Origin of the sequence: Streptomyces sp. NPDC006510, from assembly GCF_040611955.1 — a bacterium.
Taxonomy (GTDB): Bacteria; Actinomycetota; Actinomycetes; order Streptomycetales; family Streptomycetaceae; genus Streptomyces.
On the sequence record NZ_JBEXPH010000022.1, the window covers coordinates 44,498 to 71,400 of the forward strand.

Here is a 26,903-nt window from a genome sequence, read left to right on the forward strand (position 1 = left end):
GTTCCGTTCGGCCGGATTCCTCAAGCGTCCAAGCCATAGGCGCATCTTGGTACGTGCAATTGTGTGTCACATCTTCACCGAAAATGAGTACGATTCCTCGTCGTCTTCGGCCCGTCCAATGTAGTTGTAGCAGCAAATACCCGGTATCCCGAAGACGCCTCCATCGACCTCGAACGAGTCCCGCATCTTTATTCCGGCCATCACGCGGTGCAGGGTGGCGCGCTCGCTGGGTTCGAGGTCCTTTGCTGCATAGCCGATCAGCGCTGCCAGGTTGTCTTCGATTTTCTCTGCTGCGGTGCTTCGGGCCTGCATATTTGAGTCAACAGACTCCTGGACTACGCTGAAGCCGTACTGTGCGGCAATGAACAGCTGCTCCAGTTCAAGGCCGTACCCAAAGCAGTAGCTCTTTTCTGTGAATATTGAAGCAAGCTCCCTGGTGTACGCCCGCATACCAGATGCAGTGTCAGCTATTTGGTATCCGGTAACCCGTGTGATGAGTGAACTGAGCCCATCTGTAACCGCCCCCCGGTGGGAGTCCAGAGAGTCAAATCGGTTTCCGTAACGATTGGCTACGACCATTCCGACCTGCGGATTGCTCGATACCCTCTCGACGAGTCTTGCGACTTGCGCCGGAGGCTGCTTCAAATGCCCGTCCATCTGAACGAAGATCCTTGAGTCGGATTCGCCGAGTGCGATGCGAAGGCCGGCCCTGACTGCTTCCCCTTTGCCGACTGGGCCCTTGATGCTTGCAACCCATACCGCAGACCCCGTGAGTTCTTTCACGGCCTCTGCTCTGTCGAGGTCGAGCGTTTCATCGTTCAGAACTACAACAAAACCCGAAAATATATCTTCCAGTTGCGCGAACGTGCTTTTTATTTCCGTGTCGGCAACTCTATATGCTGGAATAATGCAGATTGGTTCCATTGCTTTTCCTGGCTCATTGAATGCTAATTGTATGGCTGCTGCTAAATTTGAATGTGTGATGTCGGTCGAGTGTGTGGGCGGCGATGGGTAGGCCGACCGGCCCGGCCTCGCGCTCCTCGCGTAGTTCGCGCAGGGGCGGGGCCTATTTCTCCGGCTCGCCATGCACTGTGGTGCCGTTTTCGCCGACCGGCCCCTGCCCGCCCCTGGCGTCCTCCAGCAGGGAGAGCGCGAACTGCAGCAGCTCCGGCGGGAGACGGTCCTCGTCGAGGCCGCGCCCGGCTACGCCGACGATGTCCCCCGTACGCCGCTTCGCGAGGAACTGCAGTCCGGCGACGACATCGTCGACGACCACTGACTCTTCCTTGAAGAACCGCCAGTCCACGCCGAAGCCCAGGCCGAGCGCCTTGAGGATGTCCTCGGACGGCTGAGTGACCTTTCCGGCAAGGATGTTGGAGAAGTAACTGTGCGAGAGCGATCCGCCGCGTTCCTTGACCAGATCGGCGAAGACGCGCCCGGAGATCTTCTGGCCGGGGAACGTCTTCTCCACCATGTACTCGACCTTCTGCTGCAACGTCCGCAGCTCCGGTGTGCGTTCCTCGACGCGGTCCATCCGGCCCCCCACGTATCCGCTTCCGCCTGGTCGGCGTTCACGGTCGTCGATTCGGTCAACGGGCTCGTACTGTAACGAACCCTGACGTGGCGTCCCTCGGTGCGGTAGGCGGTACGGGAACGGACTTGCGTAAACACGTAACGTCACTGTTAACTCGAAAAAACACGGGCAGGGGATCACGAGGGGAGTCCCCTGCCCGTGAAAGTGACGCGGTCCGCACGAATTCACTGCGGACAAAAGGTTCATGACGCGCATACAGGCCATGCGGGCATGGGTGCAGCCCTTCACGACGGGGGATGCGTGAAGGGCTACTCGTGCATTATGGCTGCTGGTCAGGCCGTCATCAACTGGCCTCGGGTCCGGTGGGTGACGGGAGCTGGACCGCGGGGCACGGCGAGGGCGGGTCGGTGAGGGTCTGCGCCGGAGGCTCGGTGTGCGCGAGCGGGTATGCGACGTGGCGGAACCGAATTTCACGTGCAAGTGGAATCGAATTTCACGCAGTGTCCGGCGGGATGTTCGGCGGGAATTAATTGCGTACCCGTGGAGTGAAATTACTTCCCGGCCCGGTTGCTTCCGCCGTGCTATTCTGGAAGCTGCTGCAGTTGTGGTTCCCGAAGACTGTTTTCCGGTGCTTTCCGGATGGGGTAATCATTGCGGCGACGTGGGATCCGCGCGGTGCGAATCCCCGGGAACTGCCCCCATGAAGGAGATGGATATGGCTACTGGCACCGTCAAGTGGTTCAACGCGGAAAAGGGCTTCGGTTTCATCGAGCAGGACGGCGGCGGTCCAGACGTCTTCGCCCACTACTCGAACATCGCTGCCACCGGCTTCCGTGAGCTCCAGGAGGGCCAGCGGGTGAACTTCGATGTCACGCAGGGCCAGAAGGGCCCGCAGGCGGAGAACATCACCCCGGCCTGATCCCACCGCTCCGGCGCCGACGCGCTGAGACGACTTGTGCGACCGGGGCCCGCACCTTCGGGTGCGGGCCCCGGTTCGCTGTTGTTCCGGGGGTCCGCCCGAGCCACCCCGGCACGACTCATTTTTCGCAGCCGGGCTCCGTCCAGGCTTGTCAACGGCCCGTTCCTGCGATTCCTGCGCCGCCCGCCGCCGCAGCGAATTCCTCGATACGCGCCATATCGAGGAAGGGTTCCGTATGGACCGCGACCGCACAGCACGCTCGAACGACCGGTATTCCCGCACCCGCTCCGGCACCCCCGCCCGGCGTTCCGGTGCTTTTGGCCGCAGGCCCACCGCCGCGCAGGGTGAACTCGCGCTGCCGGACACCATCACCCCGGCGCTGCCCGCCGTATCGGCCTTCGCGGAGCTGGACCTGCCCGAGCCGCTGCTGTCGGCGCTCACCGCCGAGGGCGTCAGCACGCCCTTCCCGATCCAGGCGGCCACCCTGCCGAACTCCCTCGCGGGGCGCGACGTGCTGGGCCGCGGCCGGACCGGCTCCGGCAAGACGCTCGCCTTCGGCCTGGCCGTGCTGGCCCGTACCGCGGGCGGCCGGGCCGACGCCCGCCGGCCGCTGGCCCTGATCCTCGTTCCCACCCGGGAACTGGCCCAGCAGGTCACCGACGCGCTCACCCCGTACGCCCGCGCGCTCAAGGTACGTCTGGCCACCGTCGTCGGCGGCATGTCGATCGGCAGGCAGGCCGCCGCGCTGCGGGGCGGCGCGGAGGTCGTCGTCGCCACCCCGGGCCGGCTGACGGACCTCGTCGAGCGCCGCGACTGCCACCTGGACCGGGTCGCCGTCACCGTCCTCGACGAGGCCGACCAGATGGCCGACATGGGGTTCCTGCCGCAGGTCACCGAACTGCTCGACCAGGTGCGGCCGCAGGGCCAGCGGCTGTTGTTCTCGGCGACCCTGGACCGTGACGTCGACCTGCTGGTCCGCCGCTATCTGCACGACCCGGTGGTCCACTCGGTCGACCCCGCGGCCGGTGCGGTGACGACGATGGAGCATCACCTGCTGTATGTGCAGGGCGCGGACAAGTACGCCACCACGACCGAGATCGCGGCCCGCGACGGCCGGGTGCTCATGTTCCTGGACACCAAGCACGCCGTGGACAAGCTCACCGGCCATCTGCTCGGCAGCGGGGTGCGGGCCGCCGCGCTGCACGGTGGCAAGTCCCAGCCGCAGCGCACCCGCACCCTGGACCGGTTCCGGACCGGGCAGGTCACGGTGCTGGTCGCCACGAACGTCGCGGCGCGCGGGATCCACATCGACAACCTGGACCTGGTCGTCAACGTCGATCCGCCGAGCGACCACAAGGACTACCTGCACCGCGGCGGCCGTACCGCCCGTGCCGGTGAGTCCGGCAGCGTCGTCACGCTGGTGCTGCCGGGACAGCGCCGGGAGATGACCCGGCTGATGGCCGACGCCGGGATCACCCCGAAGATCGCCCAGGTCCGTTCCGGCGAGGCCGAACTGAGCCGGATCACCGGCGCCCGGAAGCCCTCGGGGGTGCCGGTCGACGGCGCCGCACCGGTGCCGGAGCGGGCCGGGAGCGGCGGCTCGGCCTTCCGGGGCCTGGGCAGCCGCCCCACGACGGCGGGCCGGTCACGCCGTTCCGACCTGCCCACCGCGGAGGCCCGCGCCGCCGCGAAGCAGCGCCGCACCAACCGCGGCGGGTAGGCCGTGTCCGCGGGCACGGCCCAGCAGGTCACCGGCCGCCCGCGACCCGCAGGACCGTCCCGGTCACGTAGGACGCCTCGCCCGACAGCAGCCAGGCGATCGCTGCCGCGATCTCCGGGGCGGACCCGACGCGGCCGAGCGGGATGCCGGGGGCGGCCGCGTTCGCGCGGTCGGGGTCGCCCGCCGTGGCGTGCATATCGGTGTCGATCATGCCGGGGGCGACCGCGTTGACCCGGATGCCGTCGGGCCCCAGTTCCTTGGAGAGCCCGAGCGTCAGCGCGTCCGTCGCCGCCTTCGTCGCGGCGTAGTGGACGAAGTCCCCGGGGCTGCCGAGCGTGGCGGCGGCCGAGGAGACATTGACGATCGCGCCCGCCCCGTGGGCCGCCATGTCCCGCGCGGCCCGGCGGCAGCACAGCAGGTAGCCGAGGAGGTTCACGTCGACGACGCGGCGCAGCGTCTCGGCGGACGCGTCGGCGAGCCGCCCGAGCGGGCCGGTCACCCCCGCGTTGTTGACCAGCCCGGTGACGGGGCCGAGCTGCTCGGCCGCCGTGTCGAAGAGGCGTTCCACATCGGCCTCCTCGGCGGTGTCCACCCGCACCGTGACACAGCGCGCCCCCGTGGCCCGTACCGCCGCCGCGGTCCGCTCTGCGGCCTCGGCGTTGCTCACGAAGCCCAGGGCCAGGTCATGCCCGTCCGAGGCCAGACGGATACAGGTCGCGGCGCCGATTCCCCGGCTGCCGCCGGTGACGACGGTGACGGGGCGCGACGACGGAGTGATGCTGCTGTCGGGCACGGGAGGCCTCTCGCTTCGCTCTCGGACGATGAAGATCACGTGGATCAGGCGGTTCGCACGGTTCACGCGGTCCACGCGGACCGCGCAGATCATGCGGATCGTGCAGACCTGCGGATCATGTAGCGAATCACCGCGGGCACCGGCGGATCAAGGCCCGCCGGCCGGGTGACGGCACCGGGGCGGGGGCGCGCCGCGGCGCCTGCTGTTGGGGTGGTGCCGGGCCGGGAACCGGCGTGGTGCCCCGCGCGGGGCGCGGACGGTTGCCTAGCGTCGGCGCCTGACGGACCGCTGTCGGCGCGGAACGGGCTGAACTGCCCGGCGCTCGGTGACGGCTCCTCCTCAACGGCGTTCCCCTGCCTCCGCCTCGCATTGCGGTGGCAGGGGGCGCCGACCGCTCCTCCCGCTACGACCAGAGCGCCCGCGCCAGCGCGACCCCGGCGAACGCCGCGCCCAGCCCCGCCGCCACGCTCGCCACCGCATTGGCCACCGCGTAGGACCTGGCGCCGTCCTCGGCCAGCCGCAGCGTCTCGTAACCGAACGTCGAGTACGTGGTGAGCGCCCCGCACAGTCCCGTACCGAGCAGCAGTTGCAGATGCGAGGAGGCGGCACCGGCCGTCACCGCGCCGGTCAGCAGGCCCAGGACCAGTGAACCCGTCACGTTGACCGCGAAGGTCCCCCACGGGAAGACGCTGTCGTGCCGGGACTGCACCGCCCGGTCGGTCAGATAGCGCAGCGGCGCCCCGACCGCCGCCCCGACGACCACCAGGAGCCAGTTCACCGGCCCCGCTCCCGTTCGTCGCCGAAGCGGACGATCTCGCACTCGTCCAGGACGGCCAGACCGCCGTCCGCGACCAACTCCTCGATGAGCGGCAGGAACGCCCTGATCCGCGCCTCGGTGTCCACGATCACGACCGCCACCGGCAGGTCCTCGCTCAGCGAGAGCAGCCGCTGGGTATGGATCATCGACGAGGCGCCGAAACCCTCGATGCCGCGGAACACGCTGGCGCCCGACAGCCCGGCCCGGTGCGCCCGGTGCACGATCTCCGTGAAGACCGGCCGGTGGTGCCACCCGTCGGACTCGCCGACGAGAACCGTCAGGCGAAGGCCCCGTTCCGTGTCCGGCGTCGTCATGAATGCCTCCAGGCCAGCACGCGGCGGGTCGCCCACACCGCACTCCACACCGCCGCGAGGGCCGCGAACAGCGTCAGTCCCAGATATGCCAGACCGGCGCGGGCCCGGCCGCCGTCGATCAGGCGCTGGATGTCCACCGCGTACGTCGAGAACGTGGTGAACCCGCCGAGTACCCCCGTACCGAAGAACGGCCGCACCAGCCGGTGCGCCGACCGGGCCTCGCTGATCACCACCATGAACACGCCGATCACCGCACATCCGACGACATTCACGATCAGTGTCGTCCAGGGGAAGCCGCCCGGGGCGGTGGGCCAGATCAGCGCGGCTCCGTAGCGGGCGGACGCTCCGATCGCACCGCCGAGCGCGATCACCGCGACGACGGAACCTTGGGGATTGGGGGCTCCCATGGGCACATGTCTCCTGCCTGCTGCACGCACCAGGCTATCGCCGCCCCCCGCGCCGGGCCCACCGCACCATCGGCGGGCCCGCCGACCTCCGCACCGGTGCGCGACCTACCAGGTCTTGCCCGGGGGCTGCCTGGTGGTGACGTTGACGCGGTTGAAGAGGTTCGTCAGACCGATCGCGAGGACCAGGGCCGAGAGCTGCTTCTCGCTGAAGTGGCGGGCGGCCTCGTCCCAGATGGCGTCCGGCACCGGGTCGGAGCGGTCGCTGAGCCGGGTCGCGTGCTCCGCGAGCGCCAGCGCGGCACGCTCGGCGTCGGTGAAGTACGGCGCGTCGTTCCAGGCCGACACGGCGAAGAGCCGCTCGTCGGTCTCACCGGCCTTCCTGGCATTGCGTACGTGCCCGTCGACGCAGAAGGTGCAGCCGTTGATCTGGCTGACCCGCAGCCCGACCAATTCGAGTGTGGTCTCCGGCAGTCCGCCCTTGCTGATGGCCTTGACCAGGCCCAGTACGGGGGGCAGGGCCTCGGGAATGATCTCGGCCGGGTTCTCGATTCGTGCCTGCATGATGTTTCTCCTTCGATGTCCGTCGCGGCCGCGGCTGCGTTCTCGCCGCAACCTCACTGCACTGACGGACGGCGGAGGGGAAATGTGACAAGGGCGGCGGCCAGGTGCCTCACCGTGTCCGCCGGAGGGCGCTGCACAGCCCGTTCTCCTCGTGACCCTGGCCCGGAGCTGCCGTATCAGCGTGGAGTCGCTGTCGCTGTCGCTGTCGCTGTTGCCGTCGCTGTTGCCGTCGCCCTCGCGGGAGCGGCATCGCGCGCGCTCGCACGGTGGCCGGCGCAGCGGGTTGAACTCGGGGAACTCCGGTGCCGCTGTCCGTCCTGACCATGCAGAACCGCTCCCTGGTGTCCTACGCCGAGTCTGCGCAGCGAGGTCGGCTCGAAACGGGAGAGCAACTCCGTGGTGCGGCCCGGTGCTGGACGTTCCCGCCGTCTCGTTCGCCTCCTTCGTGGCGGGCGTCAAGGCTGGAGAGAGTTCGGCTCCGTCTGACCGCTCCGTCCAGCGCATGCGATCCGGAAGTGCCCATCGCGCACCGCGCGGTGGGGCTCCTCGTCGGCGCCATCGTGCGGTTGACGCTCATCAACTCCGGGTTCAGGCTGAAGCGTTGTCCCAGGTGTCTACCTGGGCAACGGGAACGCCTGCGGCGACCGCGCGGTCTCCGACTTCCTGACGACGGGGACGCGGCCGGGGCGCGACGCGTACTGCGCGGACTGATCGCGACATCGCTGCGGCTGAGCGAGCGCCCCGCTCAGTCGCAGCCCGGCGTCACATGTCCGCTGTTCCTGGCCTGTGCCAGCAGGGAGACGACCTCCTCGTCGGACGTCTGCCCGAAGTCCCGGTACCACTCGCCGACCGCGTAGAACAGGCGCGGCACCGACAGGCACACCACCTCGTCCGCGCTCCGGCGCAGTCGCACGACCGCCTCCGGCGGAGCCACCGGCACGGCCGCCACCACCCGGGCCGGCTGCTGTGCCCGTACCACCAGGCAGGCCGCCTCGGCCGTGGCGCCGGTCGCGATGCCGTCGTCCACGACGATCACCGTCCGGCCGCCGAGCGGGGTCCGCGCCCGGCCGGCGCGGTACGCCTGCGCCCGTCGTACGAGCTCCGCCTCCTCGACCCGTTCGACCGCCGCGAGATCCTGCTTGCCGGCCCACAGCCGGCCGACGACGTCGTCGTTGAGGACCCGCACCCCGCCCTCGCCGATGGCGCCGAACGCCACCTCCTCGTGGTGCGGTACACCGAGCTTGCGAACGACGATCACATCGAGTTCGGCGCCGAGTGTCTGCGCCACCTGGAAGGCCACCGGGACTCCGCCGCGGGGCAGTCCCAGCACGACGGGGTTCTCCCGCTCAAGGTGGCGGAGCGCCTCGGCCAGCTGTTGGCCCGCGTCGACACGGTCGGCGAACAGCACGGTGGTTCACCCCCATCCAGAGGAGACAGGGCCGCATGCGTACGTGCCCCACCGGCTTCCCTACTTCGAAACAACCCCATGTGCGGCGACCCCGCAACTCGGGCAAGGTCTGTTGTATGGGACGAATCGGAGCGGTCCTGATCGATATCGACGGAGTGCTCACGGTGGCGTGGAAACCACTGCCCGGCACCGTCGCGGCGATGCGGCGGCTGCGCGAGACGGGTGTCCCGCTGGCCCTGGTCACCAACACCACCTCCCGCACCCGCGCCTCGATCGCCGCGGAACTGGCGGGCCAGGGCTTTCCCGTCACGGCCGAGGACATCCTCACCGCCCCGGCCGTCACCGCGGCGCACCTGCGCGAGCACCACCCCGGCGCCCGCTGTCTGCTGATCAACTCCGGGGACATCCGGGACGATCTGACGGGCGTGACCCTGGTCGACGAGGACGAGGAGTCCGGCCACGACGAGGCGCCGGACGTCGTCGTCATCGGCGGGGCCGGGGACGCCTTCGGCTACGCGGAGCTGAACCGCGCCTTCCACCATCTGCAGCGCGGCGCCGGGCTCGTCGCCATGCACCGGAACCTGTACTGGCGCACGGCCACCGGGCTCGATCTCGACACCGGGGCCTTCCTCCTGGGGCTGGAGCGGGCGGCCCGCGTCGAGGCGGAGATCACCGGCAAACCGGCCGGATCGTTCTTCGCCGCGGCCCTGGCCCACCTCGGCGTCACCGCGTCCGAGGCCCTGATGGTGGGCGACGACATCGAGTCCGATGTGCTGGCGGCCCAGTCCGCGGGGCTCACCGGCGTCCTCGTCAGAACCGGCAAGTACCTCCCCGAGACGCACCGGGCGGCCGCGGGCACCCCGGACCAGGTGATCGACTCCTTCGCCGACCTTCCCGAACTGCTGGAGCGGCTGTAGCGGCCGACGCCCTCAGGATGCCTCAGGACACGGGCGTCGTCTTGGGGATCTCGCCCTCGGTCGTGTTCACGTCGATGACGGAGAACGCCGCACCCTGCGGGTCCGTCAGCGCGGCGAACCGGCCGAACGGCATGGTCATCGGGCCGAACTGCAGGACGCCGCCGCGCTCGGTGGCCTTCGCCACCGCCGCGTCGCAGTCGGCGACGGTGAAGTACACGTTCAGGAACGGCGGAACCTCGGGCGGGAAGTCGTCGCCCATCTTCATCCGCCCCATGACGGTCTTGTCGCCGAGGTTGAACATCCTGAAGTCGACGTGCTCGTCCGCCATCTTCACCATCGAGTACGGGAAGACGGCGGGGAAGAAGGCGTCGGACTTCTCGGGCTCCCGGGTGAAGACCTCGGCCCAGCAGAACGCACCGGGCACCGCCTGTGCCTCGAAGCCCTCGTGGGTGCCGGCCTGCCACACGCCGAAGACGACGCCGCTGGGGTCGCGGGCCAGCAGCATCGTGCCGAACTCGCCGACCCGCATGGGGTCCATCAGCGTCTCGCCGCCGTTGTCGCGGATCTTCGCGGCGGTGGCCTCGGCGTCCGGTGAGGCCAGGTAGAGGCACCAGGCCGAGTGGCTCTCCATGCCGGGCATCGGGGGCACCACAGCGGCGACCGCCTTGCCGTCGGCGTACGCCTGCGTGTAGTTGCCGAACTCGGCCGCGGACTCGCCGAACGTCCAGCCCAGCACATCACCGTAGAAGCTCTTCGCGCCCTCCAGGTCGGCGAACATCGCGTCGGCCCAGCACGGTGTGCCCTCCGGTTGTACAGCCATGACCCTGACTCCTTCGCACTCGGTGGGTGGTCCGGTTTGTCACGCTAGCCAGCCGCCCGGCTCCCCGCGCGTCGGAAACGGCGGGGCCGGGACGGGCGCGCGGCACCGGTGAGGGCCATCCGGGTGGCCGCCGGACTACGCGGCTCGGTACGCCTACGAGGGCCCGGAGGCGCCCCGGTCCTGCGGCGGGTCCACCCGCACCAGGCCCGACTGGTAGGCCATGGCAACCAGTTGCGCCCGGTGCCGGGCGCCCAGCTTCGTCATCGCCCGCCCGACGTGGGTGCGTACGGTCAGCGGGCTCACGTGCATCCGCCCGGCGATCTCGTCGTTCGACAGGCCCTCGGCGGCCTGCGCCATGACCTCGCGCTCGCGGGCGGTCAGGACGTCCAGGCACCCGGGCGCGGCGACGCCGCCCTCCGGGCGGGCGAGGTAGCGGGTGATGAGGGCCCGGGTGGCGGCGGGCGACAGCAGCGTGTCACCCGAGGCCACTGTCCGGATCGCGTCCAGCAGTTCCTCGGGGCCGACGTCCTTGCCGAGGAAGCCGCTCGCGCCCGCGCGCAGGGCTCGGGCCACGTACTCGTCGATCTCGAACGTGGTGAGGATGAGGATGCGGGTCGCCCGCAGCGCCTCGTCGCGGCAGATCTCCTCGGTGGCCGCCAGCCCGTCCGTGCCCGGCATGCGGATGTCCATCACGACCACGTCCGGCGCGGTGGCGCGGGCCTTCTCCACCGCCTCCCGGCCGTCCGCCGCGACACCGACGACCTCCATGTCGTCGTTCGACTCGATCAGCAGCCGGAAGGTCCCGGCCAGCAGCGCCTGGTCATCGGCCAGCAGTACCCGGATGGTCACCGCGCCGTCCTCTCCTCTTCGTCGTCCCCGTCGTGCTGTCCGGGCTCCGTCGTCTCCAGGGGAAGCTCCGTGGTCACCTCGAAGCCTCCGTCCGCCCGGTGCCCGGCGGCCAGCCGGCCGCCGGCGGACAGGGCCCGTTCGCGCATGCCGATGAGACCGTAGCCCGGCGTGCCCGCCGTCGGCGGCGCGTGCCCGTCGTCGGAGACGGTGAGCGTGAGCAGCCGGCGCGAGTAGCCGAGGCGGACCGAGGCGGTCGCGCCGCCCGAGTGCTTGGTGACGTTGGTCAGCGCCTCCTGCACGATCCGGTACGCGGTCAGGTCCGCGCCCGGCGGCAGCGGCCGGGCCTCGCCCTCCACGGACACCGACACGACGAGACCCGTGTGCTCGAACGAGGCGATCAGCTCCGGGAGCCGGGCCAGCCCGGGAGTCGGCTCCAGCGGTGTCTCCGGGTCGCCCTCGCGGCGCAGCAGCCCCACGGTCGCCTTGAGTTCGCGCAGTGCGGAGGACGTGGTGCCGGCCAGCTGGTCGAGCATCTTCTGCGCCTGGTCGGGCTTGCTGCGCAGCAGGTACGCGGCGGTGGCCGCCTGCGCGTGGGCGAGGGCGATGTGGTGCGCGACGATGTCGTGGAGCTCGCGGGCGATCCGGGTCCGCTCCTCGCCCACCCGCTGCCGCGCCTCCTCCTCACGGGTGCGTTCCGCCAGCTCGGCCCGGGCCTCCACGGCGGCGAGATGGTCACGCCGGGTCCGTACCGACTCACCGACGGCGCCCGCCAGCAGGACGCACGAGAGGGTGCCGATCTGATCGGGCCGCAGCAGTGCGCCCTTGCCCCAGCCGACGGAGACGATGACGAGGGCGACGGCCACCCCGGCCGTGTACACCGTGGTCGTGCGGAGGTCCGTACGCAGGGCCAGGAGGTAGAGGGCGACCAGGGCGGCGCCGGCGACGCCGGGGCTGGGGTCGAAGCCGATGCGGCCGCCCATGACGCCCAGGACACCACCGCACACCGTCGTCACCGCCACCACCGTGCGCGGGAATCTGCGCTGCCCCAGCAGCAGAACGGCGGAGGGTACGACAGCGGCCAGGGAGAAGGCGGGCATCGGGGCGCGGACGATCCGGGCGTCGGTCAGGGTGCTGGAGAAGACCACGGAGACCCACAGCACCACGGCTATCGCCACGTCGACGGCCCGGGGGTGGCGTCGGGTCCACTGCCACCAGTCGGTGAACACGCAGTCTCTCTTCCTCTTCCACAGGGTCTGTCGGACCATCCATGGTCGTCGACTCGGCCGTCCGCCCGCGCAGGGCGGCTGGCGGCCCGTCCGTCGCACGCACGACGGACGGGCCGCCGGCCGCCTCACATCACTCCACCGCGGCTCATACGCGTACGGGATCGGGAGCGGGTTCCGCCGACGGGGCGGGCGCCGCAGGCCCGCCGTGGTTCAGCTTCTCGCCCTCGACGTCCACCTGGGGCAGGACCTTCGCCAGCCACCGGGGCAGCCACCACGCCCGGTCGCCGAGCAGGGCGAGCACCGCCGGGACGACCGTCATCCGGACGACGAACGCGTCGAAGAAGACGGCCGAGGCGAGACCGACGCCCATCATCTTGATCATCGACTCGCTCATCCCGATGAACCCGGCGAACACCGCGATCATGATGACGGCCGCGGCGCCGACGACCCGGGCGCTGTGCCGGAACCCGGTGACGATCGCCTCGCCGGGCCGCTCCCCGTGGACGTACGCCTCCCGCATCCTGGTCACGAGGAAGACCTCGTAGTCCATGGCCAGACCGAAGACCACGCCGATCAGGAAGATCGGCATCATGCTCATCACGGGGCCGGTCTGCTCGACGCCGAGGGCGTCGGCGAGCCAGCCCCACTGGAAGACCGCGACGATCGTGCCGAAGGCCGCCGTCACGGACAGCAGGAAGCCGAGCGCCGCCTTGAGCGGGACCAGCAGTGAGCGGAAGACGATCATCAGGAGCAGGAAGGCGAGTCCGACGACGAGCGCGAGGTAGGGGACCAGCGCGTCGGTGACCTTCTGCGACACGTCGATGTTCACCGCGGTCGTGCCGGTGACGAGCATCGTCGCACCGGTCCCGGACTTCAGGCCACGAGCCTCGTCGCGGATGGTGTGGACGAGTTCCGTGGTGGCCTCGGAGCTGGGCCCGGTGGAGGGCACGGCGGTGAGCACCGCGGTGTCACCGGCCTCGTTGAAGGCGGGGGGCGTCGTGGCGACGATGCCGTCGGTGGCCGTGAGCTGCTTGGCGGCCCGTGCCGCGGCGGCCTTCGGGTCGTCCGAGCCCTTGGCGTCGACGACGACGGTGAGCGGTCCGTTGAATCCGGGACCGAAACCGTCGGCCAGGGCGTCGTAGGCGCGGCGCTGGGTGGTTGAGGTGGACTTCGCCTCGTCGCCCGGCATGCCGAGCTGGAGATCGAGCGCCGGTACGGAGATCAGGCCGAGGCCGAGGATGCTGAGGACCAGGACCGCGAGCGGCCGACGGATCACGAAGCGGGCCCAGCGGGTGCCCATGCTGGGCCGGCCGTCCGTGGCGCGCTGCCCGCCCCGCGCCTTGCGCTGGGCGCGCGGCAGGACGGCCTTCCGGAAGAAGCCGAGCAGCGCGGGCAGCAGGGTCATCGCGACCAGGACGGCGATCACGACGGTGCTCGCCGCGGCGAGACCCATCTTGGTCAGGACGGGGATGCCGACCACGGACAGGCCCGCCAGGGCGATGACGACGGTGAGACCGGCGAAGACGACGGCGGAACCCGCCGTGCCCACGGCCCGTGCCGCGGCCTCTTCGGCGCTGTGGCCCTCGGCGCGTTCGGTCCGGTAGCGCGAGACGATGAACAGGGCGTAGTCGATGCCCACGGCCAGGCCCAGCATCAGGGCGAGCGTGGTGGTCGTCGTGGACATCCCGACGGCGACGATCGAGGCCACGCCCACGCCGATGCCGACGATCGCGGTGAGCAGCGGGAGGCCCGCCGCGGCGAGCGACCCGAAGGTGATGAGCAGGACGACCGCTGCGGCGGCGACACCGACGAGTTCCGTCGTGCCGCCCAGCTCGCCCTCCGGCACCAGGGCCGATCCGCCGAGCTCCACGGTCAGGCCCGCGTCCCGCCCCTTCTCGGCGGTGTCCTCCAGCGCCTTGGTGGTGGCGTCGGTGAGATCGATGCTCTGTACGTCGTAGCTGATGGTGGAGTACGCGGTCGTGCCGTCCTTGCTCACCGCCCCGGCCGTCCTGAACGGGTCGAGTGCGTCCTTGACCTGGTCGCCGCCCGCCACCTCGGCGACGATCCGCTCCACGGCCGCCTTGTTCGGGCCCGCGGTGATCTTCTCGTCCTCGGGCGCGACGAACACGATGCGGGCGTCGGCGGCGTTGGAGTTGCCGCCGGGGAAGCGCTGGTCCAGCAGGTCGAACGCCTTCTGCGACTCCGTGCCGGGCATCGAGAACCCGTCCTCGGGGGCGGTCGGCGCCTTGGCCGCGGCGAACGCGCAGGCGGCCAGGACCACCACCCAGAGCAGGGCGACGAGCCGGCGTCTCCGGAAGGAGAAGCGGCCCAGCCGGTAAAGGAAGGTAGCCACGAGAAGGCGCTCCAGTCTCTCTGGATCGGGCAACGGGTCGGCGGCGCGATGCCGCGCTCCGGCCGTGCCTGGACCGCGCCGGGGCACGGCGGGGCCGGAGGAATGCCTCAATCCTTCGTGAACGTGGACGTCATCGTCGTCGTCTGCCTGCATGCAGTCGTACGTACTGTCGTTGCAGTACGTGGCCTGCCCGGGCCTCGGTATCAGGCGGTACGTGGTCTGCCCGCCTCGTCATCCGACCCCGGCGGCCCAGGCGTTCGCGGACGGCGCCGGCAGTGCGGGCACGATCGCCCCGGAGGCCACGAGCACCCGATGCAGGTCCGTCATCGGCACCGCGGTGACATCCGTCCCCCGGTCCGCCGACATCGCCGCGAGCGCACCGGCCGCCTGCCCCGTCGCCATGGCCGTGGCCTGCACCCGCAGCGCGGAGTTCGCCGCCTGGTCGGACCCGATGCAGCGCCCGGCGACGACGGCGTACGGGTTGCCGGCCGGGACCATCGCGCCGCGGGGCACGGTGGGGACCACACCATGGCGCAGATAGGTCTTGTCGATCCCGTTGCCGTCCGGGCGGTGGATGTCGATCGGATAGAAGCTGTTGCACACCGAGTCGGCCCAGACCCGCCCCGCCAGGTAGTCCTCCCCGGTCACGGTCGTACGGGCTGCGATCGTGACGCTCTCGCGGACCCCGACCTCCGACGCGCGGAAGTCGAGCCGCAGGTTCTCCAGCCCCGGCAGGGTGCGCAGGAAACGGTGGATGCGCAGGACCGCCGCCGCGCCCGCGAGCTCCCCGGCGGTGCGGCCCTCGCTGGTCGCTCCCTCGATCCCGACGAGATGGATCGCGTTCTCGCCCCGCTTGGCCAGGAACGGCAGCAGCGGTCGGCCCCGGGAGCCGAGGTCCGAGGCGAGCAGCGCTCCCGACTCGACCGCCTCGGCGTGCCTGCGGTCCAGCTCGTCGTGGTCGAGGGCGTCGACGTCGTAGCCGGACAGCCGGATGTCGATGGTGCCGGGCTGACGGTCCTGGTTGCGCCGGCGCTCCAGCCCGGCCAGTCCGATCACATCCGCGTCCCCGGTGCAGTCGACGAGCCGTCGGGCGGCGACCGCTTCGAGCCCGTCCTTGCCGCAGAGCCGGAGCTCCCACAGGTCACCGGTCCAGTGCGCCGATGCCGGCATCGTGTGCAGCCGCAGATCGATGCCACTGCCGTGGACCTCCTCCAGGAGCAGTGCTCCGTACAGCGGTGCGTTCACCCGCACCTGGCGCTGCCAGTGCGGGCGCTCGTCGTCGCGGAAGTCCGGCAGCTCGTCGCCGCTCAACTCGACGGCCCTGCGGACCAGGTCCCAGCCGATCCCAGCGATGACCTGCTCGCCCCAGGCGTGGAAAAGCCCCGGGAACGCGACGTTGGCGCTGGTGGTCGTGCCGCCCAGTCCGGCGTTCTTCTCCACCAGCAGCGTGCGCGCGCCGAGCCGGGCGGCCTGGACGGCTGCCGGGACTCCCGAGGGCCCGCCGCCTATGACAACGATGTCGTACGTTCGCATGGGTATCTCACGCCTCGGTTGATGGATTGATACGTTTCAATCGCCTTGTCGATCGTACCGATCGGACCGCGCCGCGACGAGGGAATCCCGTGACCAGAGGCCGGGGAGCCGGGGCCGGAGGCCGGGAAGTCGGGGAGCCGGAAGGCTGGAGCCTTCCGGCGGGTTCCGGCGGTCTCCGGCCTTCGTCCGTGCGTGGTCACATCGGCCGGTCCGGTCAGCGGGCGGTTCCGAAGTCCTGCGTCCAGTAGTCGCCGGGCTGGGCGAGGCCCAGGCCGATCTCCTTGAACGAGCAGTCGAGGATGTTGCGCCGGTGGCCGGGGCTGTTCATCCAGCCGGCCATGACGCTCTCGGGGGTGGTGTAGCCGTGGGCGACGTTCTCGCCGTACGCGCTCCGTTCGTATCCGGCGTGCGTGATCCGGTCGCTCGGAGCCGAACCGTCGGAGCCGGTGTGGGACATGTTCCGGTGGGACGCCATGTCCGCGCTGTGCTTCCGGGCGGCCTTCGTCAGCTTCGCGTTCATCCTCAACGGCGAGCAACCGACCGCGCTGCGCACGCTGTTGACGAGCTTCAGCAGGCGCGCGGTTTCCTGCTTGTGAGGGCTGAAGACGGCGTACGGCACACCCGCGGCCCCCGCGCTGTCCGCGACCCCCATGGTTCCCGTGGTTCCCACGGCTCCCAGGGCGACGACAGCCATGGCCAACCGTCGGCGGGACGTCTTCCTGTAGTGCTTCCTCATGGATATGGCCTCGCTCGGTACTCGATGTTCGCGTGGGAAGGACTTCGAGGGAGCGCTGCGGGAAGCGTCTGTTTCGTGGACGGCCTGCACAAGGCCTGGATCCGGGGCCGCCTCCGGCGGTCCGCACCTGGTCCACGCTGCGACGAGCCAACCCGCATCGGAACGATCCCTGTGGTCAGTGACGGGTGTCGGACGTATCCCTCAAGTGAAGACTTTTGGTCGCTCGGCACAATGCCGACTCGCAGGAGTGGTGCCGAGAACGTCGCCGAATCCCTCAAGCGGCCCGCCCGGTGGGCAGCAGTGGGAATGGGGCGGCTCCGGGCCGTGTGTCCGACTGCCGTCGGGCCGGACCCCGGACGCGAACAGCCCGCTCCTCGGGGCCGCGCATGCGCGACCGCGGTGGAGCGGGCTGTTCGCCGGGCCGTTCCGAAGTCCTATCGGGCCGTTCCGAAGTCCTGCGTCCAGTAGTCACCGGGCTGGGCGAGGCCCACGCCGATCTCCTTGAACGAGCAGTCGAGGATGTTGCGCTTGTGGCCGGGGCTGTTCATCCAGCCGGCCATGACGCTCTCGGGGGTGGTGTAGCCGTAGGCGACGTTCTCGCCGTACGCACTCCACTGGTAACCGGCCCGCGTGATCCGGTCGCCCGGGGACGAACCGTCGGAGCCGGTGTGGGACATGTTCCGGTGGGACGCCATGTCCGCGCTGTGGTCCTGCGCGGCCTTCGTCAGCTTCGCGTTCATGGTCAGCGGCGAGCACCCGGCCTTGGAGCGCTCGCTGTTGACGAGCGTCAGTATGCGGGCGGCGGCACCGGACGCCGGAGTGGCGGGCGCAGGTGTGCTCGTGGACGCGGCGGGCGCAGGTGTGGTCGTGGACGCGGCGGGCTTCGCCGCGCCCCCGTGCGCGGTGCGGTGTGCGGTGTGGGTCCGCCATGCCTCCGCGGCGGGCTTCTCGTGGGGGGCGAAGCAGGCCATGGCGGCGGTGGGCACACCCACGGCCCCCACGGCGACGACAGCGACGGTTATCTTCCGGTAGGACGTCTTCCTGCGGTGCTTCCTCATGCGTGTGACCTCGCTCGATAGTCGCGGAGCAGCTCCGGCCGGCTCCGCGCAGCTCCCGCGCCCGGGCTCGCAGGCGCCTTGCGGTCGTCATTCTTGGAACGGCCTTCGAGGCGCGGCAACAAGCGGAATTACTACTTCCGGTCGTAGGTCCGGACGGCGCTTGAAACAGGCGCACGGGCATGCAGGCGACGGGCGGCACGCTTCGGGGAGGAGCCGGCGTACCGTCAGAAGTCTTTTCTCCCCTCGCGGGACGGGAGAGGGCGGCGGGTGGGCCGTATGCCGACGGAGTGTGCGCGCCCATATCTCCGCCAAGGCGGACAAACGGCACCATGTCGCCGACGTGGCATCTACTAACCAGCGCACTGAGTCAGGAAAAGCGCTGTGTCCGATGTCACTGGCAGGCTGTGCAACCATCGGCGTCCGGTGCGCGTGAAGCCACGGCCGGTCCGGTCCCCGGCGCGGGAAGCACTCGGCCCCCGGCGGCGTGACGATGCCACCGGAGGCCCGTGGGGAAGGCGGGAGACCTCGGCCCGTCCCGGACGGGATCTGCTTGATGTCGTCGACGACGGCCCGCTTCATGATGGCGCTGGTGAACGTCACCGTGCCGCGCTTGATGACGCCGCTGTCCCCCCGCACCTGGCGTCGACTGCGGACGGGTGTCCCACCGCGACCCCGACAAGGCCACCGGGACGTCGCGCGAAGTGGAGGAGGCTGCGGAACGGCCGATCTCCCACCCACGGTGCCGCCATGCGTTTCGGGCTCCGTCCCGCCGCCGCCCAGTAGGTGCAGTCCGGCGATCAGGTGCGGGGGGCACGGTCCACGGGGCGAGGGCAGTTGTCGTTGAGCCGGCTCGCGGTCAACGTGGTGCAGGGCGGCGAAGCCGACTCCAGAAGAACAGCCACCTCGACGGGACGGCCCTCAGCGCATCGCCCCGGTCCCCCCGGTGTCGCGGTTGCGCCGGGTCGCCGCGGCGACGGTGGCCATCAGCTCCGCGTCCAGTACGGACGGGTCGGCCAGCCGGGTCGGCGCGGCGTACGAGTTGAGCAGCGCCTTCGTGACGCGCAGGGCGGCCTCGGGGCGGCGCACGATCGGCTTGGTCCACGCGGTGACCGCCGCGTCGAGCTCGCTCTCGGGCACGATGCGCTGAAGGACCGACAGCTCGTGCGCCTCGGCGGCGCCGAAGGCACGTCCGGTGAGGATGAGTTCGCGGGCGCGGGCGGCGCCGACCTCGTGGATGAGCCGGGGCAGTACCCCGCCCCAGGCGGTGGGCAGCCCGAGCGCCAGCTCCGGCAGCCGGAATCCGGCGGTGTCGGCACCCACGCGCAGATCGCAGGCGAGGGCCAGCGCGAGACCCGCGCCGATCGCCTTGCCCTGGATCCGGGCGATGGTGACGGCCTGGCTGGTGGAGATCGCCTCGCAGACCCGGCGGGCCTTGTCACCGGCGATCCGGATGCCCCGCCCGGTGGGGTCCTCGTCGAGCCAGTCGGCGAACTCGTTCCGGTCGCCGCCCAGGCAGAAGTCGTCACCGGCCCCGCTGAGCACCAGCACCCGGACGTCGGGGTCCGGTACGGCCAGGACCGTCAGCAGATCGTCCAGCATCGCCTCGGTGACCGCGTTGCCGGTGGCGGGGGAGTTCAGCTCCACGTGCAGGACGGCGCCCTCGCGCTCGGTGCGCACCGAACTCGCCCGGCGGTACTGGGACAGATACTGCGGGATCGAGAGCTTCATATCGCCACGCCCAGCGAGGTGACCCGCCTGAAGACCAGCCGGGAGGCATAGGCGGCCGGCGAGACGGCGCGCAGGGTGGGGAAGCGCTTCAGGAGCTGCGTCAGAAGGGTGCGCGCCTCCAGGCGGGCGAGGGCCGCGCCCAGGCAGTAGTGCACCCCGCCCCCGAAGGTCAGGTGCGTTCCGGTGCGCCGTACGTCGAAGGCGTCCGGGTCCTCGTTGCGCCGCGGGTCATGGTTGGCGGCTCCGTACATGACGTGGACCATGCTGTCCTTGGCGATCGGTACGCCCGCCAGGACGGTGTCGTCGGCCGCGATCCGGGTGTTGATGTGGATCGGCGGGTCGTACCGCAGGACCTCGTCGATGACGGCGTCGATGTAACCGGGGTTCTCCCGGAGCCAGGCCCACCTGCCGGGTTCCTTCAGGAGCAGCTCGACCATGGCCGACAGCAGCGTGGCGGTGGTCTCCAGCGAGGCGATGGTGACGAACATGGTGAGCCGGTAGAGGATCTCGTCCGCCGCCTCGCGGTCGGGTTCCTGCGCGTCCCAGGTGTGGATCCAGCCGGTCAGGACATCGTTGCCAGGGTTGGCCCGGCGCTGCTTCACCAGGTCGGTGAAGTAGCTGCGCAGATGGACGGTCGCCTCGGCGGACACGGCGAGCTGGCTCTTGGTGGGCAGCAGTTCCTGGGCGTGCACCTGGTTGTGGGTGATCTCCAGGATGTGGGCGTAGTCCTCGGGCGGTATCCCCAGCCAGGAGCCGATGGTGCTGATCGGGAGCTGCTCGCTGACCGTACTGACGAAGTCGGCCTCGCCCCAGCGCAGTTTGTCGGTCAGCTCGTCGAGGAGCCGGGTGACGTGCTCCTCGACCCGCGGGGTCAGCCGCTCGATGGTCGACCGGCCGAAGAGGTTGCCGAGACTGCGGCGCTGACAGGTGTGCTCGGGCGCGTTGAGACGGGAGAGCGTCTTGGTCATCTCCTGGGTGGCGACGGCGTCCCAGCGCTCGGTGTCCGCCTGGCGTTCCTGCCAGGCGAAGTCGGGCGCCAGCCAGTTGCGGCCGCGCAGCACCTCGCTGCACGCGTCGAAGCCCGTGACGAAGTACGCGTCCCAGGGAGCGCGTACGACATCGCCCATGGACCTCAGATCGGCCAGCAAGGGGTAGGGATCAGCCTGCCCCTCCGGGGATTTGAGACGTCTCAGGAGGGAGATGAGGGCACGGCGGTCGACGGGGGGCCTGTCTGTGCCACATATAGCGCTCACGCAGAGTTCCTTGACCTGGGCTCATGGTTACCGGCAGAACCTACCCCTCCGCATATGCCACCCATGCGTGGATAGTTGTTGCCCGTATCACAGAGAAACCCTGCCTCAGCCCCTTGTCACATGCCGCGTGTGTCTCAATTCCCGCCTGTGTCACTCCAGTTGCGCTGCCGAAAGGTCCGCCGAAAGACCGGGTTGTACGTACAAGTCGCCCGCCGCCGGAACGCGTCCGGTCCGTCACCCGGAGCGTGTCCGGTTCGTCACACCCGGAACACGTCCAGGAAGGAACTCCACCAGCCCTTCGTCTTCTTCTGCGGCTCCGCGTGGTCGTAGTGCGCGGCGGGCACCTCGTCCGGGATGGCATTCCGGGACGGAACGGGCGACTGCGTCGCCGGCGTCGTGGTCCGGCGCGCCGGGCCGGCGCTGAAGTGGACGGGCAGTGACACCAGGGCGCGGTGGAAGGGGCCCGGACGCCATTCGACCATCGAGGGCGGCACGGCGAGGGCGAGGTCGGGCACGGTGTTGAGGATCTTCTCGATCGCGGTGAGGGCGATCAGCTGGGCGGGCGACTTCGCCGGGCAGACGTGCGGGCCCGCGCCCCAGGCCAGATGGGCGCCCTTGCTCAGGGTCTGGCGGGCGTCGGTGAGCGCGGGGTCGCTGTTCGCGGCGGCGAAACTGATCAGTACCGGGGTGTCCGCCTTCAGCGTCACACCGCCCAGGTCGATGTCCTGGACCGGGTAGTGCGTCGCGTAGTTGGCTATCGGCGGGTTGTTCCACAGCACGTCGTCGAGGGCGTCCTCGACCAGCATCCCGGTGCCCCGCCGCTGCGAGCCCCCGGTGTCGCTGGACAGCATGAGCAGCAGCGCGTTGGCGATCAGGTTGCGCTCCGGCTCGACTCCCGCGCCCATCAGCATGACGAGCTGGTCCTTGAGCTCCTCGTCCCGCAGCCCCGCCGGGTGCTGGATGAGCCAGGAGGTTATGTCCTCGCCGGGCTGCCGCCGCTTGAGCGCGACGAGCTCCATCAGGCACTCGGTCAGCTCGGTGTTGGCCCGGAGCACGTCCTCGCCGTCGAAGATCGCGGACATGCTGCGGGTCAGCCGGTCGCCGATGTCGCCGGGGCAGCCGAAGAGCTGGTTGAACAGCAGCAGCGGCAGCAGCTTGGCGTAGTCGCCGAGCAGGTCCGCGCTGCCGCGCTCGATGAACTGGTCGATGAGGTAGTCGGCGATCCGCTCCACATCCCGGCTGAGCCGGGTGGTGTTGAGCCGGCCGAGGCTCTCGGTGACCGCCTTGCGCAGCCGCAGATGCTCGGTGCCGTCGGTGAACAGACAGTTGGGCCGGTACGCCATCATCGGCAGCACCGGGCTGTCCAGCGGAACGCGGCCCTCCCGCAGCGCGGCCCAGCGCCTCGCGTCACGGGCGAAGAACGACGGATTCTGCAGCACCCGGAGCGCGGCCTCGTGCTGCACGACCAGGGTGGCCTCCACGCCGGGGGCCAGCTCGATCGGAGCAGCGAGTCCGTGCGCCCGGAATTCGTCGTACACGCGCTGCGGATCGGACGCGAACTCCGGCCCGTAGAGCGACGTCTGGCGCTCACCGCGCATCGGGCACCCGGTGGGGGCGCTGTACGGGGTGGATCCCGGCGACGAGTCCATGTGTGATTCCTCGATGTGATCGCGGGCCCGAAGGGCCCGGACGGTGGACGGAGAACGGGCCCGAGAGCCATCGCCCGACCAGGGCCGTCCGAACGGCGGCCGGGCGACAGCTTCTCAGGCCACGTGTGCCAGAAGGTGCTGGACCAGAGTGATCAGGGCCTGCGCGGATGACTTCTCGTCCCGGGCGTCGCAGTACACGACCGGGGTGTCCGGCAGCAGATCGAGCGCCTCGCGCAACTCCTCCTCGGCATGCCGGGAGTACGGATCGAAGCTGTTGACCGCGACCGCGTACTCCAGCCCGTACGTCTCGACCAGGTCGATCACCGGGAAGGTGTCGGCGAGACGGGCCGGGTCGACGAGGAGCAGCGCGCCGAGCGAGCCGCGCGCCATGTCCTCCCACAGCTCGACGAAGCGCTGCTGGCCGGGCGTGCCGAACAGGTACAGCACCAGCTCGTCGCTGAGCGTCAGACGGCCGAAGTCCAGCGCGACCGTCGTGGTCACCTTGTCGGGTGCCCCCCGCAGGTCGTCGATGTGCGCGCCGGCCTGCGTCATCCGCTCCTCGGTACGCAGCGGAGTGATCTCGGAGAGGGTGCCGATGAGCGTCGTCTTGCCCACGGCGAAGTGCCCGACGACGAGGATCTTCGCCGCACGCCGCACCGCGTCCGGCACATAGATGCTGTCAGCCGAACCGGACGTGGAGTCCATGCAACACCTCTTCGAGGATCTTCCTGTCAACGAGCTGAGCCGGCGGTGGCGCCTTGCGGCGCATCAGATGACCCTGTTCCGCTAAGTCGTTCAGCAGCAGCCGCGCCACACCGACCGGCTGGCCCAGGTGGCCCGCCACCTCGGCCACCGAAAGATAGCCGCCGGAGCACAGCTCCCAGATGGCCCGGACCTCCGGGCTCGCGTTCGGGGGCGGCTGCCGGTCCGGTGCGATGGTGACCAGGGTGACGAGGGAGAGGCCCTCCGCATCGGGCAGGCCGCGCCCGCCGGTGATGACGTAGGACCGGACGAACCCGCTGCTGACCGGCTGCTCCTCGCCCGGCGTCGTCATATGTCGATTCCCGCGTCCTGGCGGGGAGGTGTGGTCATCGCCTTCCCCAGCGCGGTGACCTGCTGCTGCATGCGGAAGGACATGGCCTCCATGTCCACATCGGCCGCGGCGGCCGCCGCCAGGTAGGCGCCGGTGCCCGCCGCGATCAGGAAGATCCAGCCGTGGTCGTACTCCAGCAGCGTCTGACGCCAGCGGCCCGGGGCCTGGGCCCCGATGAAGGGCGCGACGGCCCGGCTCAGCGACTGCATGGAACTCATCGCGGCCGCCACGGTCTCCGCGTCGTCCCGGCCGATCTCACTGGAGTTGGCCAGCAGCAGACCGTCGGCGGAGACCAGGATCGCATGCCGGGCGCCGGGTACCTGAAGCACATCGTTGAGTACCCAGGACAGATCGGGGTTCACTGGAACTCGGGTCCTTCCGTCGTCGTCATGTCACGCCCGGACCGCGTTCCGCGCTGGAACGCGCCCAGCCGGGAAGCGGTCTCCTCGTTGCTGCGCACCGGACCGGGCTCGGCCGACGGCACCACCGACACCGGGCTCTTGCGACGACGCTTGGGCAGGCCACCGGCGGTGGTGGCGGGCCCGGTTGGCTGCGGAGCGGGGACCGGCTGCGCGGCCGGCGGGAACAGAGGTGTCGGGGACGGCGCGGGCGCCTGACGCCGGGGGAGGGCCGCCACGTCCGCGTCGCGGTGGCCGACGGCGACCGGGGGCGGCGAGGGGACGTCGCCGGTGAGCAATTCGTCGGGCAGGAGAACCACCGCGCGTACGCCTCCATAGGGGGATACGGAGTCCACCGAGACCTTGAACCCGTACCGGGCGGCCAGCACACCGGAGACGGCGAACCCGAACTGCGGGGGAATGCCCAGACTGGAGACGCTGATCGCGGCCTGCGGCGCGAGGAGAGCCGCCGCGCGGTCCTTCTCCTCCTGGCCCATGCCGAGACCGGCGTCGTCGACGATGAGGCAGACGCCGGTGGGGACAGCCTGGATGTTGATCTCCACCGGTGTGCCGGGGGCGGAGTAGTTGGTGGCGTTGGCCAGCAGCTCGGCCAGGACGACCGCGACGGGCTCCACGGCCTTGCTGACGACCGAGAAGTTCACCTGCCCGTTGACCCGCACCCGGTCGAACTGCCGGATACGGCCCTGGGCGCTGCGGGCCACGTCGAAGACGGAAGCGACGGTCTCCCGGCGCCCGAGCCAGCCGCCGCACAGCACCGCGATGCCCTGCGCCCGGCGTCCGAACTGGCTGTTGGCGTGGTCGATGGCCATCAGGTCGGCGAGCATGCCGGGGTCGTTGCCGTACTTCTTCTGGGCGTTCTCGATGACCACTTGCTGCTCGTCCGCGAGCCCCTGGAGGGTGCGCACGGCGGCTTTGAGGACCGCCTTCGTCTCCTCCTCGGCGTCCTTGCGGACCTCGGCCAGCTCGGCGGAGTGCTGGTGCGCCAGACCGGTGTGGACGACATGGAGTTCGTCCCGCTGACGCTGCAACATGTCGCGTTGCTGATGGAGTTCGGCGTTCTGTCTGCGCAGCCCGATGTTGGTCTTGCGAGCCCGCAGAACGGCACCCACGGCGACCAGCGCAACGACAACCAGTGCCCACAGGAGAGGGCCCTGTGCAAATGTCATGAAACTCACTTCAAGTGCCATGGCTATGGATACGGCTTGACGCTCCCTCAAGTGCCACAGGCGCGGGGCTGGTCGAGCCACGGCTTGTGCCACCCGGGGAAGGCCCCTCCGGATGTGGGGCCGAGGAGTTCATCCCTCCCGGAATGCCCCCATACGCCATCAGCCCACTGGAAGTAAGATGATCTTAACATCGGTCAGACGGGCAATTGTCAAGACCGACACGCCAGTTGCACTCTTGGCGCGGAATGTTCACAACCGGGTCGGCGGGACGACGGCCGGCGGCAATGTGCTACGGGACCGGGGGACCGGCCTTGCGATCCGTGCCCGCTGCAGCGAGCCGGCACAAGTCCTCGGGAAGCAGTTCCACGATAACGAGCGCGCTCGTCGGAGTCCGGTTCCCGCCCGGCCGTCCACATCGACCGGTACGGTGACGCCTGCTTCCTCGATGCCTCTTTCTCAAACGCCCGTTTCTTCGCGCATCGTTCAGCCCTTCCCCGCGATGAGGGCCAATCGTAGTGCCGGGACGGAGGAGGCGGGGGCGTGACGCATCGCGGGCGGGCCCACCCGCGATGCGTCACGTCATGTGTCAGTCGGTCAGGACTTGACCAGGGTGATCTGAGTGGTGTTGTCACCGGCGTTGACGGTGGCCGGGTAGTCGCGGTCGTCCGCCGCGCCGAAGCCCCGGAACATGGCGGTACCGGGACGGAAGGTCAGACCGGGCTCCATGGCAGTGACGGGAATGGTGACGTTCCATGGGACCGGGGCGCCCGGGGTGCAGTCGACCGCCTCGCCCTCGTACCTGCCGACCGCTTCGCCGGTCTTCTGGGTCTGTGCGACCAGGCCCGAGAGCGATATGCGGGTCGGCTTGTTGCAGGTCGCCGTGCCGCCGACGGTGACCTGTCCGGTCTTGGTGTCGACCTTGCCCTCGGGGTTCGGACCGAGACCGATGGCCAGCTCGGCCGGGGGCTCGGCGGTGCGGGCGTGTACCTCGCCACGCAGGGGCAGCGTGGAGCCGTCGCAGTACTGCTCGAAGGTGGCGTCGAGCTCGCGGATGTAGCCGTAGGGGCCGTAGGAGATGTGGGAGACGGTGAAGGAGCCGGTGCTGGTGTTGCACCACCGGTCGTCCGAGCCGAACTCCAACTGCGGGTCCTCCGGTTGGGCATAGGGCCAGCGCGAGGCCCCGGTGTAGGTGGCGCCGTCGGTCAGTTTCTGGCCCTCGGGGGCCTGGAGGTGGAGGGACCAGCGCTTGCCTTCGGGGGTGACGATCGTGACGCCTACGGCGCTCTGGGCGGTGGGCCCCGAGACGTCGAACATCTCGACCGACCCGGCCGTGAGCTCCTGGGACTGCCCGCCGGAGACGAACTCGCCCTCCTCGCCGCTGAACGCCAGCGACCCCGAGACCGCCTCGTGGGCCTGCGCGGTGCCGGACAGTGGAGCCGCCGCCACTGCCATGGCCATCGCCGCCGTGAGAACGGCCGCCGCACGGGCCGCCCGGCGTCCGGTCATGCTGCGCTTCATCAAGTCTTTTCCTCCTGAGGAGCGTTGCCCGTTCCGGTGGACCGGAACGGGGCTGTACACGCGTCACCGCATGGCAGGTACCGGTCAAACCGGACCCTGGGGGGCGGGTGCA

At 70.2% G+C, this 26,903-nt stretch carries 24 protein-coding genes and 3 pseudogenes; 4 read left to right on the forward strand and 23 right to left on the reverse strand.

Features of this window, described 5'->3' with window-relative positions:
- Nucleotides 1-66: 66 nt before the first annotated feature.
- Nucleotides 67-924, reverse strand: coding sequence for a glycosyltransferase (locus ABZY11_RS10310; protein WP_356478726.1), 858 nt, complete (start codon nucleotides 922-924; stop codon nucleotides 67-69).
- A 142-nt stretch (nucleotides 925-1,066) separates the two neighbouring features.
- A complete protein-coding gene (locus ABZY11_RS10315; RefSeq protein ID WP_356478727.1) occupies nucleotides 1,067-1,534 on the reverse strand; it encodes a hypothetical protein in 468 nt (155 codons plus the stop codon).
- A gap of 715 nt (nucleotides 1,535-2,249) precedes the next feature.
- Between ABZY11_RS10315 and ABZY11_RS10320 the strand changes: the two genes are divergently transcribed.
- On the forward strand, nucleotides 2,250-2,453 hold the full coding sequence (locus ABZY11_RS10320; RefSeq protein WP_093547863.1) for a cold-shock protein: 204 nt from the start codon (nucleotides 2,250-2,252) through the stop codon (nucleotides 2,451-2,453).
- 235 nt (nucleotides 2,454-2,688) lie between these two features.
- On the forward strand, nucleotides 2,689-4,173 hold the full coding sequence (locus tag ABZY11_RS10325) for a DEAD/DEAH box helicase (protein WP_356478728.1): 1,485 nt from the start codon (nucleotides 2,689-2,691) through the stop codon (nucleotides 4,171-4,173).
- Between the two features lie 28 nt (nucleotides 4,174-4,201).
- Here the strand turns inward: ABZY11_RS10325 and ABZY11_RS10330 are convergent, their stop codons facing one another.
- The 5 genes from ABZY11_RS10330 to ABZY11_RS10350 all read right to left on the reverse strand — a co-directional run bounded on the left by ABZY11_RS10330 (nucleotide 4,202) and on the right by ABZY11_RS10350 (nucleotide 7,065).
- The gene (locus ABZY11_RS10330; protein ID WP_356478729.1) at nucleotides 4,202-4,966 is read right to left on the reverse strand and encodes an SDR family oxidoreductase; all 765 of its coding nucleotides are present in this window, start codon (nucleotides 4,964-4,966) and stop codon (nucleotides 4,202-4,204) included.
- Between the two features lie 403 nt (nucleotides 4,967-5,369).
- The gene (gene crcB, locus ABZY11_RS10335) at nucleotides 5,370-5,744 is read right to left on the reverse strand and encodes a fluoride efflux transporter CrcB (RefSeq protein ID WP_356478730.1); all 375 of its coding nucleotides are present in this window, start codon (nucleotides 5,742-5,744) and stop codon (nucleotides 5,370-5,372) included.
- Entirely contained in the window at nucleotides 5,741-6,097 is a 357-nt protein-coding gene (locus tag ABZY11_RS10340) for a DUF190 domain-containing protein (RefSeq protein ID WP_356478731.1), read from the reverse strand. The genes crcB (ABZY11_RS10335) and ABZY11_RS10340 overlap by 4 nt, the downstream gene beginning before the upstream one ends.
- Nucleotides 6,094-6,504, reverse strand: a complete 411-nt coding sequence (gene crcB / locus ABZY11_RS10345) for a fluoride efflux transporter CrcB (protein WP_356478732.1) — start codon at nucleotides 6,502-6,504, stop codon at nucleotides 6,094-6,096. The genes ABZY11_RS10340 and crcB (ABZY11_RS10345) overlap by 4 nt, the downstream gene beginning before the upstream one ends.
- Before the next feature lie 105 nt (nucleotides 6,505-6,609).
- Nucleotides 6,610-7,065, reverse strand: coding sequence for a carboxymuconolactone decarboxylase family protein (locus tag ABZY11_RS10350; protein WP_356478733.1), 456 nt, complete (start codon nucleotides 7,063-7,065; stop codon nucleotides 6,610-6,612).
- Between the two features lie 609 nt (nucleotides 7,066-7,674).
- Between ABZY11_RS10350 and ABZY11_RS10355 the strand changes: the two are divergent.
- A pseudogene (locus ABZY11_RS10355) lies at nucleotides 7,675-7,776 on the forward strand (alpha/beta hydrolase); the annotation flags it as partial.
- Nucleotides 7,777-7,846: 70 nt separating this feature from the next.
- Here ABZY11_RS10355 and ABZY11_RS10360 read toward each other — a convergent pair.
- Nucleotides 7,847-8,473 (reverse strand): annotated as a pseudogene (locus ABZY11_RS10360) (phosphoribosyltransferase family protein); the annotation flags it as partial.
- 116 nt (nucleotides 8,474-8,589) lie between these two features.
- Between ABZY11_RS10360 and ABZY11_RS10365 the strand changes: the two are divergent.
- Nucleotides 8,590-9,390, forward strand: coding sequence for an HAD-IIA family hydrolase (locus ABZY11_RS10365; protein ID WP_356478734.1), 801 nt, complete (start codon nucleotides 8,590-8,592; stop codon nucleotides 9,388-9,390).
- A 22-nt stretch (nucleotides 9,391-9,412) separates the two neighbouring features.
- Here the strand turns inward: ABZY11_RS10365 and ABZY11_RS10370 are convergent, their stop codons facing one another.
- The 15 genes and pseudogenes from ABZY11_RS10370 to ABZY11_RS10440 all read right to left on the reverse strand — a co-directional run bounded on the left by ABZY11_RS10370 (nucleotide 9,413) and on the right by ABZY11_RS10440 (nucleotide 26,791).
- Complete coding sequence (locus ABZY11_RS10370; protein ID WP_356478735.1) at nucleotides 9,413-10,210, reverse strand: VOC family protein; 798 nt, start codon at nucleotides 10,208-10,210, stop codon at nucleotides 9,413-9,415.
- Nucleotides 10,211-10,363: 153 nt separating this feature from the next.
- Nucleotides 10,364-11,059 carry a response regulator transcription factor gene (locus ABZY11_RS10375; RefSeq protein ID WP_356478736.1) on the reverse strand — a complete coding sequence of 232 codons (696 nt, stop codon included), beginning with the start codon at nucleotides 11,057-11,059 and terminating at the stop codon, nucleotides 10,364-10,366.
- Complete coding sequence (locus ABZY11_RS10380) at nucleotides 11,056-12,285, reverse strand: sensor histidine kinase (RefSeq protein WP_356478737.1); 1,230 nt, start codon at nucleotides 12,283-12,285, stop codon at nucleotides 11,056-11,058. Before ABZY11_RS10380 ends, ABZY11_RS10375 begins: the two co-directional genes overlap by 4 nt.
- 145 nt (nucleotides 12,286-12,430) lie before the next feature.
- Nucleotides 12,431-14,638, reverse strand: coding sequence for an MMPL family transporter (locus ABZY11_RS10385; protein ID WP_356478738.1), 2,208 nt, complete (start codon nucleotides 14,636-14,638; stop codon nucleotides 12,431-12,433).
- A gap of 231 nt (nucleotides 14,639-14,869) precedes the next feature.
- Nucleotides 14,870-16,171, reverse strand: coding sequence for an FAD-dependent oxidoreductase (locus ABZY11_RS10390; RefSeq protein ID WP_356478739.1), 1,302 nt, complete (start codon nucleotides 16,169-16,171; stop codon nucleotides 14,870-14,872).
- A gap of 214 nt (nucleotides 16,172-16,385) precedes the next feature.
- Nucleotides 16,386-16,751: pseudogene (locus tag ABZY11_RS10395) on the reverse strand (CAP domain-containing protein); the annotation flags it as partial.
- 590 nt (nucleotides 16,752-17,341) lie between these two features.
- Complete coding sequence (locus tag ABZY11_RS10400; RefSeq protein ID WP_356478740.1) at nucleotides 17,342-17,965, reverse strand: CAP domain-containing protein; 624 nt, start codon at nucleotides 17,963-17,965, stop codon at nucleotides 17,342-17,344.
- A 918-nt stretch (nucleotides 17,966-18,883) separates the two neighbouring features.
- Nucleotides 18,884-19,693, reverse strand: a complete 810-nt coding sequence (locus tag ABZY11_RS10405) for an enoyl-CoA hydratase/isomerase family protein (RefSeq protein ID WP_356478741.1) — start codon at nucleotides 19,691-19,693, stop codon at nucleotides 18,884-18,886.
- Nucleotides 19,690-20,820 carry a cytochrome P450 gene (locus tag ABZY11_RS10410; RefSeq protein ID WP_356478748.1) on the reverse strand — a complete coding sequence of 377 codons (1,131 nt, stop codon included), beginning with the start codon at nucleotides 20,818-20,820 and terminating at the stop codon, nucleotides 19,690-19,692. The genes ABZY11_RS10405 and ABZY11_RS10410 overlap by 4 nt, the downstream gene beginning before the upstream one ends.
- 383 nt (nucleotides 20,821-21,203) lie before the next feature.
- Nucleotides 21,204-22,595, reverse strand: coding sequence for a cytochrome P450 (locus tag ABZY11_RS10415; protein ID WP_356478742.1), 1,392 nt, complete (start codon nucleotides 22,593-22,595; stop codon nucleotides 21,204-21,206).
- 114 nt (nucleotides 22,596-22,709) lie between these two features.
- The gene (locus ABZY11_RS10420) at nucleotides 22,710-23,300 is read right to left on the reverse strand and encodes an ATP/GTP-binding protein (RefSeq protein ID WP_072487819.1); all 591 of its coding nucleotides are present in this window, start codon (nucleotides 23,298-23,300) and stop codon (nucleotides 22,710-22,712) included.
- Nucleotides 23,275-23,649, reverse strand: a complete 375-nt coding sequence (locus ABZY11_RS10425; protein ID WP_356478743.1) for a DUF742 domain-containing protein — start codon at nucleotides 23,647-23,649, stop codon at nucleotides 23,275-23,277. Before ABZY11_RS10425 ends, ABZY11_RS10420 begins: the two co-directional genes overlap by 26 nt.
- The gene (locus ABZY11_RS10430) at nucleotides 23,646-24,050 is read right to left on the reverse strand and encodes a roadblock/LC7 domain-containing protein (RefSeq protein WP_356478744.1); all 405 of its coding nucleotides are present in this window, start codon (nucleotides 24,048-24,050) and stop codon (nucleotides 23,646-23,648) included. The genes ABZY11_RS10425 and ABZY11_RS10430 overlap by 4 nt, the downstream gene beginning before the upstream one ends.
- Nucleotides 24,047-25,273: an ATP-binding protein gene (locus ABZY11_RS10435; protein WP_356478745.1), complete on the reverse strand. Its 1,227-nt coding sequence runs from the start codon at nucleotides 25,271-25,273 to the stop codon at nucleotides 24,047-24,049. Before ABZY11_RS10435 ends, ABZY11_RS10430 begins: the two co-directional genes overlap by 4 nt.
- A gap of 594 nt (nucleotides 25,274-25,867) precedes the next feature.
- Nucleotides 25,868-26,791, reverse strand: coding sequence for a hypothetical protein (locus ABZY11_RS10440; protein WP_356478746.1), 924 nt, complete (start codon nucleotides 26,789-26,791; stop codon nucleotides 25,868-25,870).
- Nucleotides 26,792-26,903: the final 112 nt, after the last annotated feature.

Bases quoted from the DNA above. Each gene is read 5' to 3' on its own strand.
- ABZY11_RS10310 (WP_356478726.1), bottom strand. From the start codon at position 924: ATGGAACCAATCTGCATTATTCCAGCATATAGAGTTGCCGACACGGAA.
- ABZY11_RS10315 (WP_356478727.1), bottom strand. From the start codon at position 1,534: ATGGACCGCGTCGAGGAACGCACACCGGAGCTGCGGACGTTGCAGCAG.
- ABZY11_RS10320 (WP_093547863.1), top strand. From the start codon at position 2,250: ATGGCTACTGGCACCGTCAAGTGGTTCAACGCGGAAAAGGGCTTCGGT.
- ABZY11_RS10325 (WP_356478728.1), top strand. From the start codon at position 2,689: ATGGACCGCGACCGCACAGCACGCTCGAACGACCGGTATTCCCGCACC.
- ABZY11_RS10340 (WP_356478731.1), bottom strand. From the start codon at position 6,097: ATGACGACGCCGGACACGGAACGGGGCCTTCGCCTGACGGTTCTCGTC.
- crcB (WP_356478732.1), bottom strand. From the start codon at position 6,504: ATGGGAGCCCCCAATCCCCAAGGTTCCGTCGTCGCGGTGATCGCGCTC.
- ABZY11_RS10350 (WP_356478733.1), bottom strand. From the start codon at position 7,065: ATGCAGGCACGAATCGAGAACCCGGCCGAGATCATTCCCGAGGCCCTG.
- ABZY11_RS10365 (WP_356478734.1), top strand. From the start codon at position 8,590: ATGGGACGAATCGGAGCGGTCCTGATCGATATCGACGGAGTGCTCACG.
- ABZY11_RS10370 (WP_356478735.1), bottom strand. From the start codon at position 10,210: ATGGCTGTACAACCGGAGGGCACACCGTGCTGGGCCGACGCGATGTTC.
- ABZY11_RS10390 (WP_356478739.1), bottom strand. From the start codon at position 16,171: ATGCGAACGTACGACATCGTTGTCATAGGCGGCGGGCCCTCGGGAGTC.
- ABZY11_RS10400 (WP_356478740.1), bottom strand. From the start codon at position 17,965: ATGAGGAAGCACCGCAGGAAGACGTCCTACCGGAAGATAACCGTCGCT.
- ABZY11_RS10405 (WP_356478741.1), bottom strand. From the start codon at position 19,693: ATGAAGCTCTCGATCCCGCAGTATCTGTCCCAGTACCGCCGGGCGAGT.
- ABZY11_RS10410 (WP_356478748.1), bottom strand. From the start codon at position 20,820: ATGGGCGATGTCGTACGCGCTCCCTGGGACGCGTACTTCGTCACGGGC.
- ABZY11_RS10415 (WP_356478742.1), bottom strand. From the start codon at position 22,595: ATGGACTCGTCGCCGGGATCCACCCCGTACAGCGCCCCCACCGGGTGC.
- ABZY11_RS10420 (WP_072487819.1), bottom strand. From the start codon at position 23,300: ATGGACTCCACGTCCGGTTCGGCTGACAGCATCTATGTGCCGGACGCG.
- ABZY11_RS10425 (WP_356478743.1), bottom strand. From the start codon at position 23,649: ATGACGACGCCGGGCGAGGAGCAGCCGGTCAGCAGCGGGTTCGTCCGG.
- ABZY11_RS10435 (WP_356478745.1), bottom strand. From the start codon at position 25,273: ATGACATTTGCACAGGGCCCTCTCCTGTGGGCACTGGTTGTCGTTGCG.
- ABZY11_RS10440 (WP_356478746.1), bottom strand. From the start codon at position 26,791: ATGAAGCGCAGCATGACCGGACGCCGGGCGGCCCGTGCGGCGGCCGTT.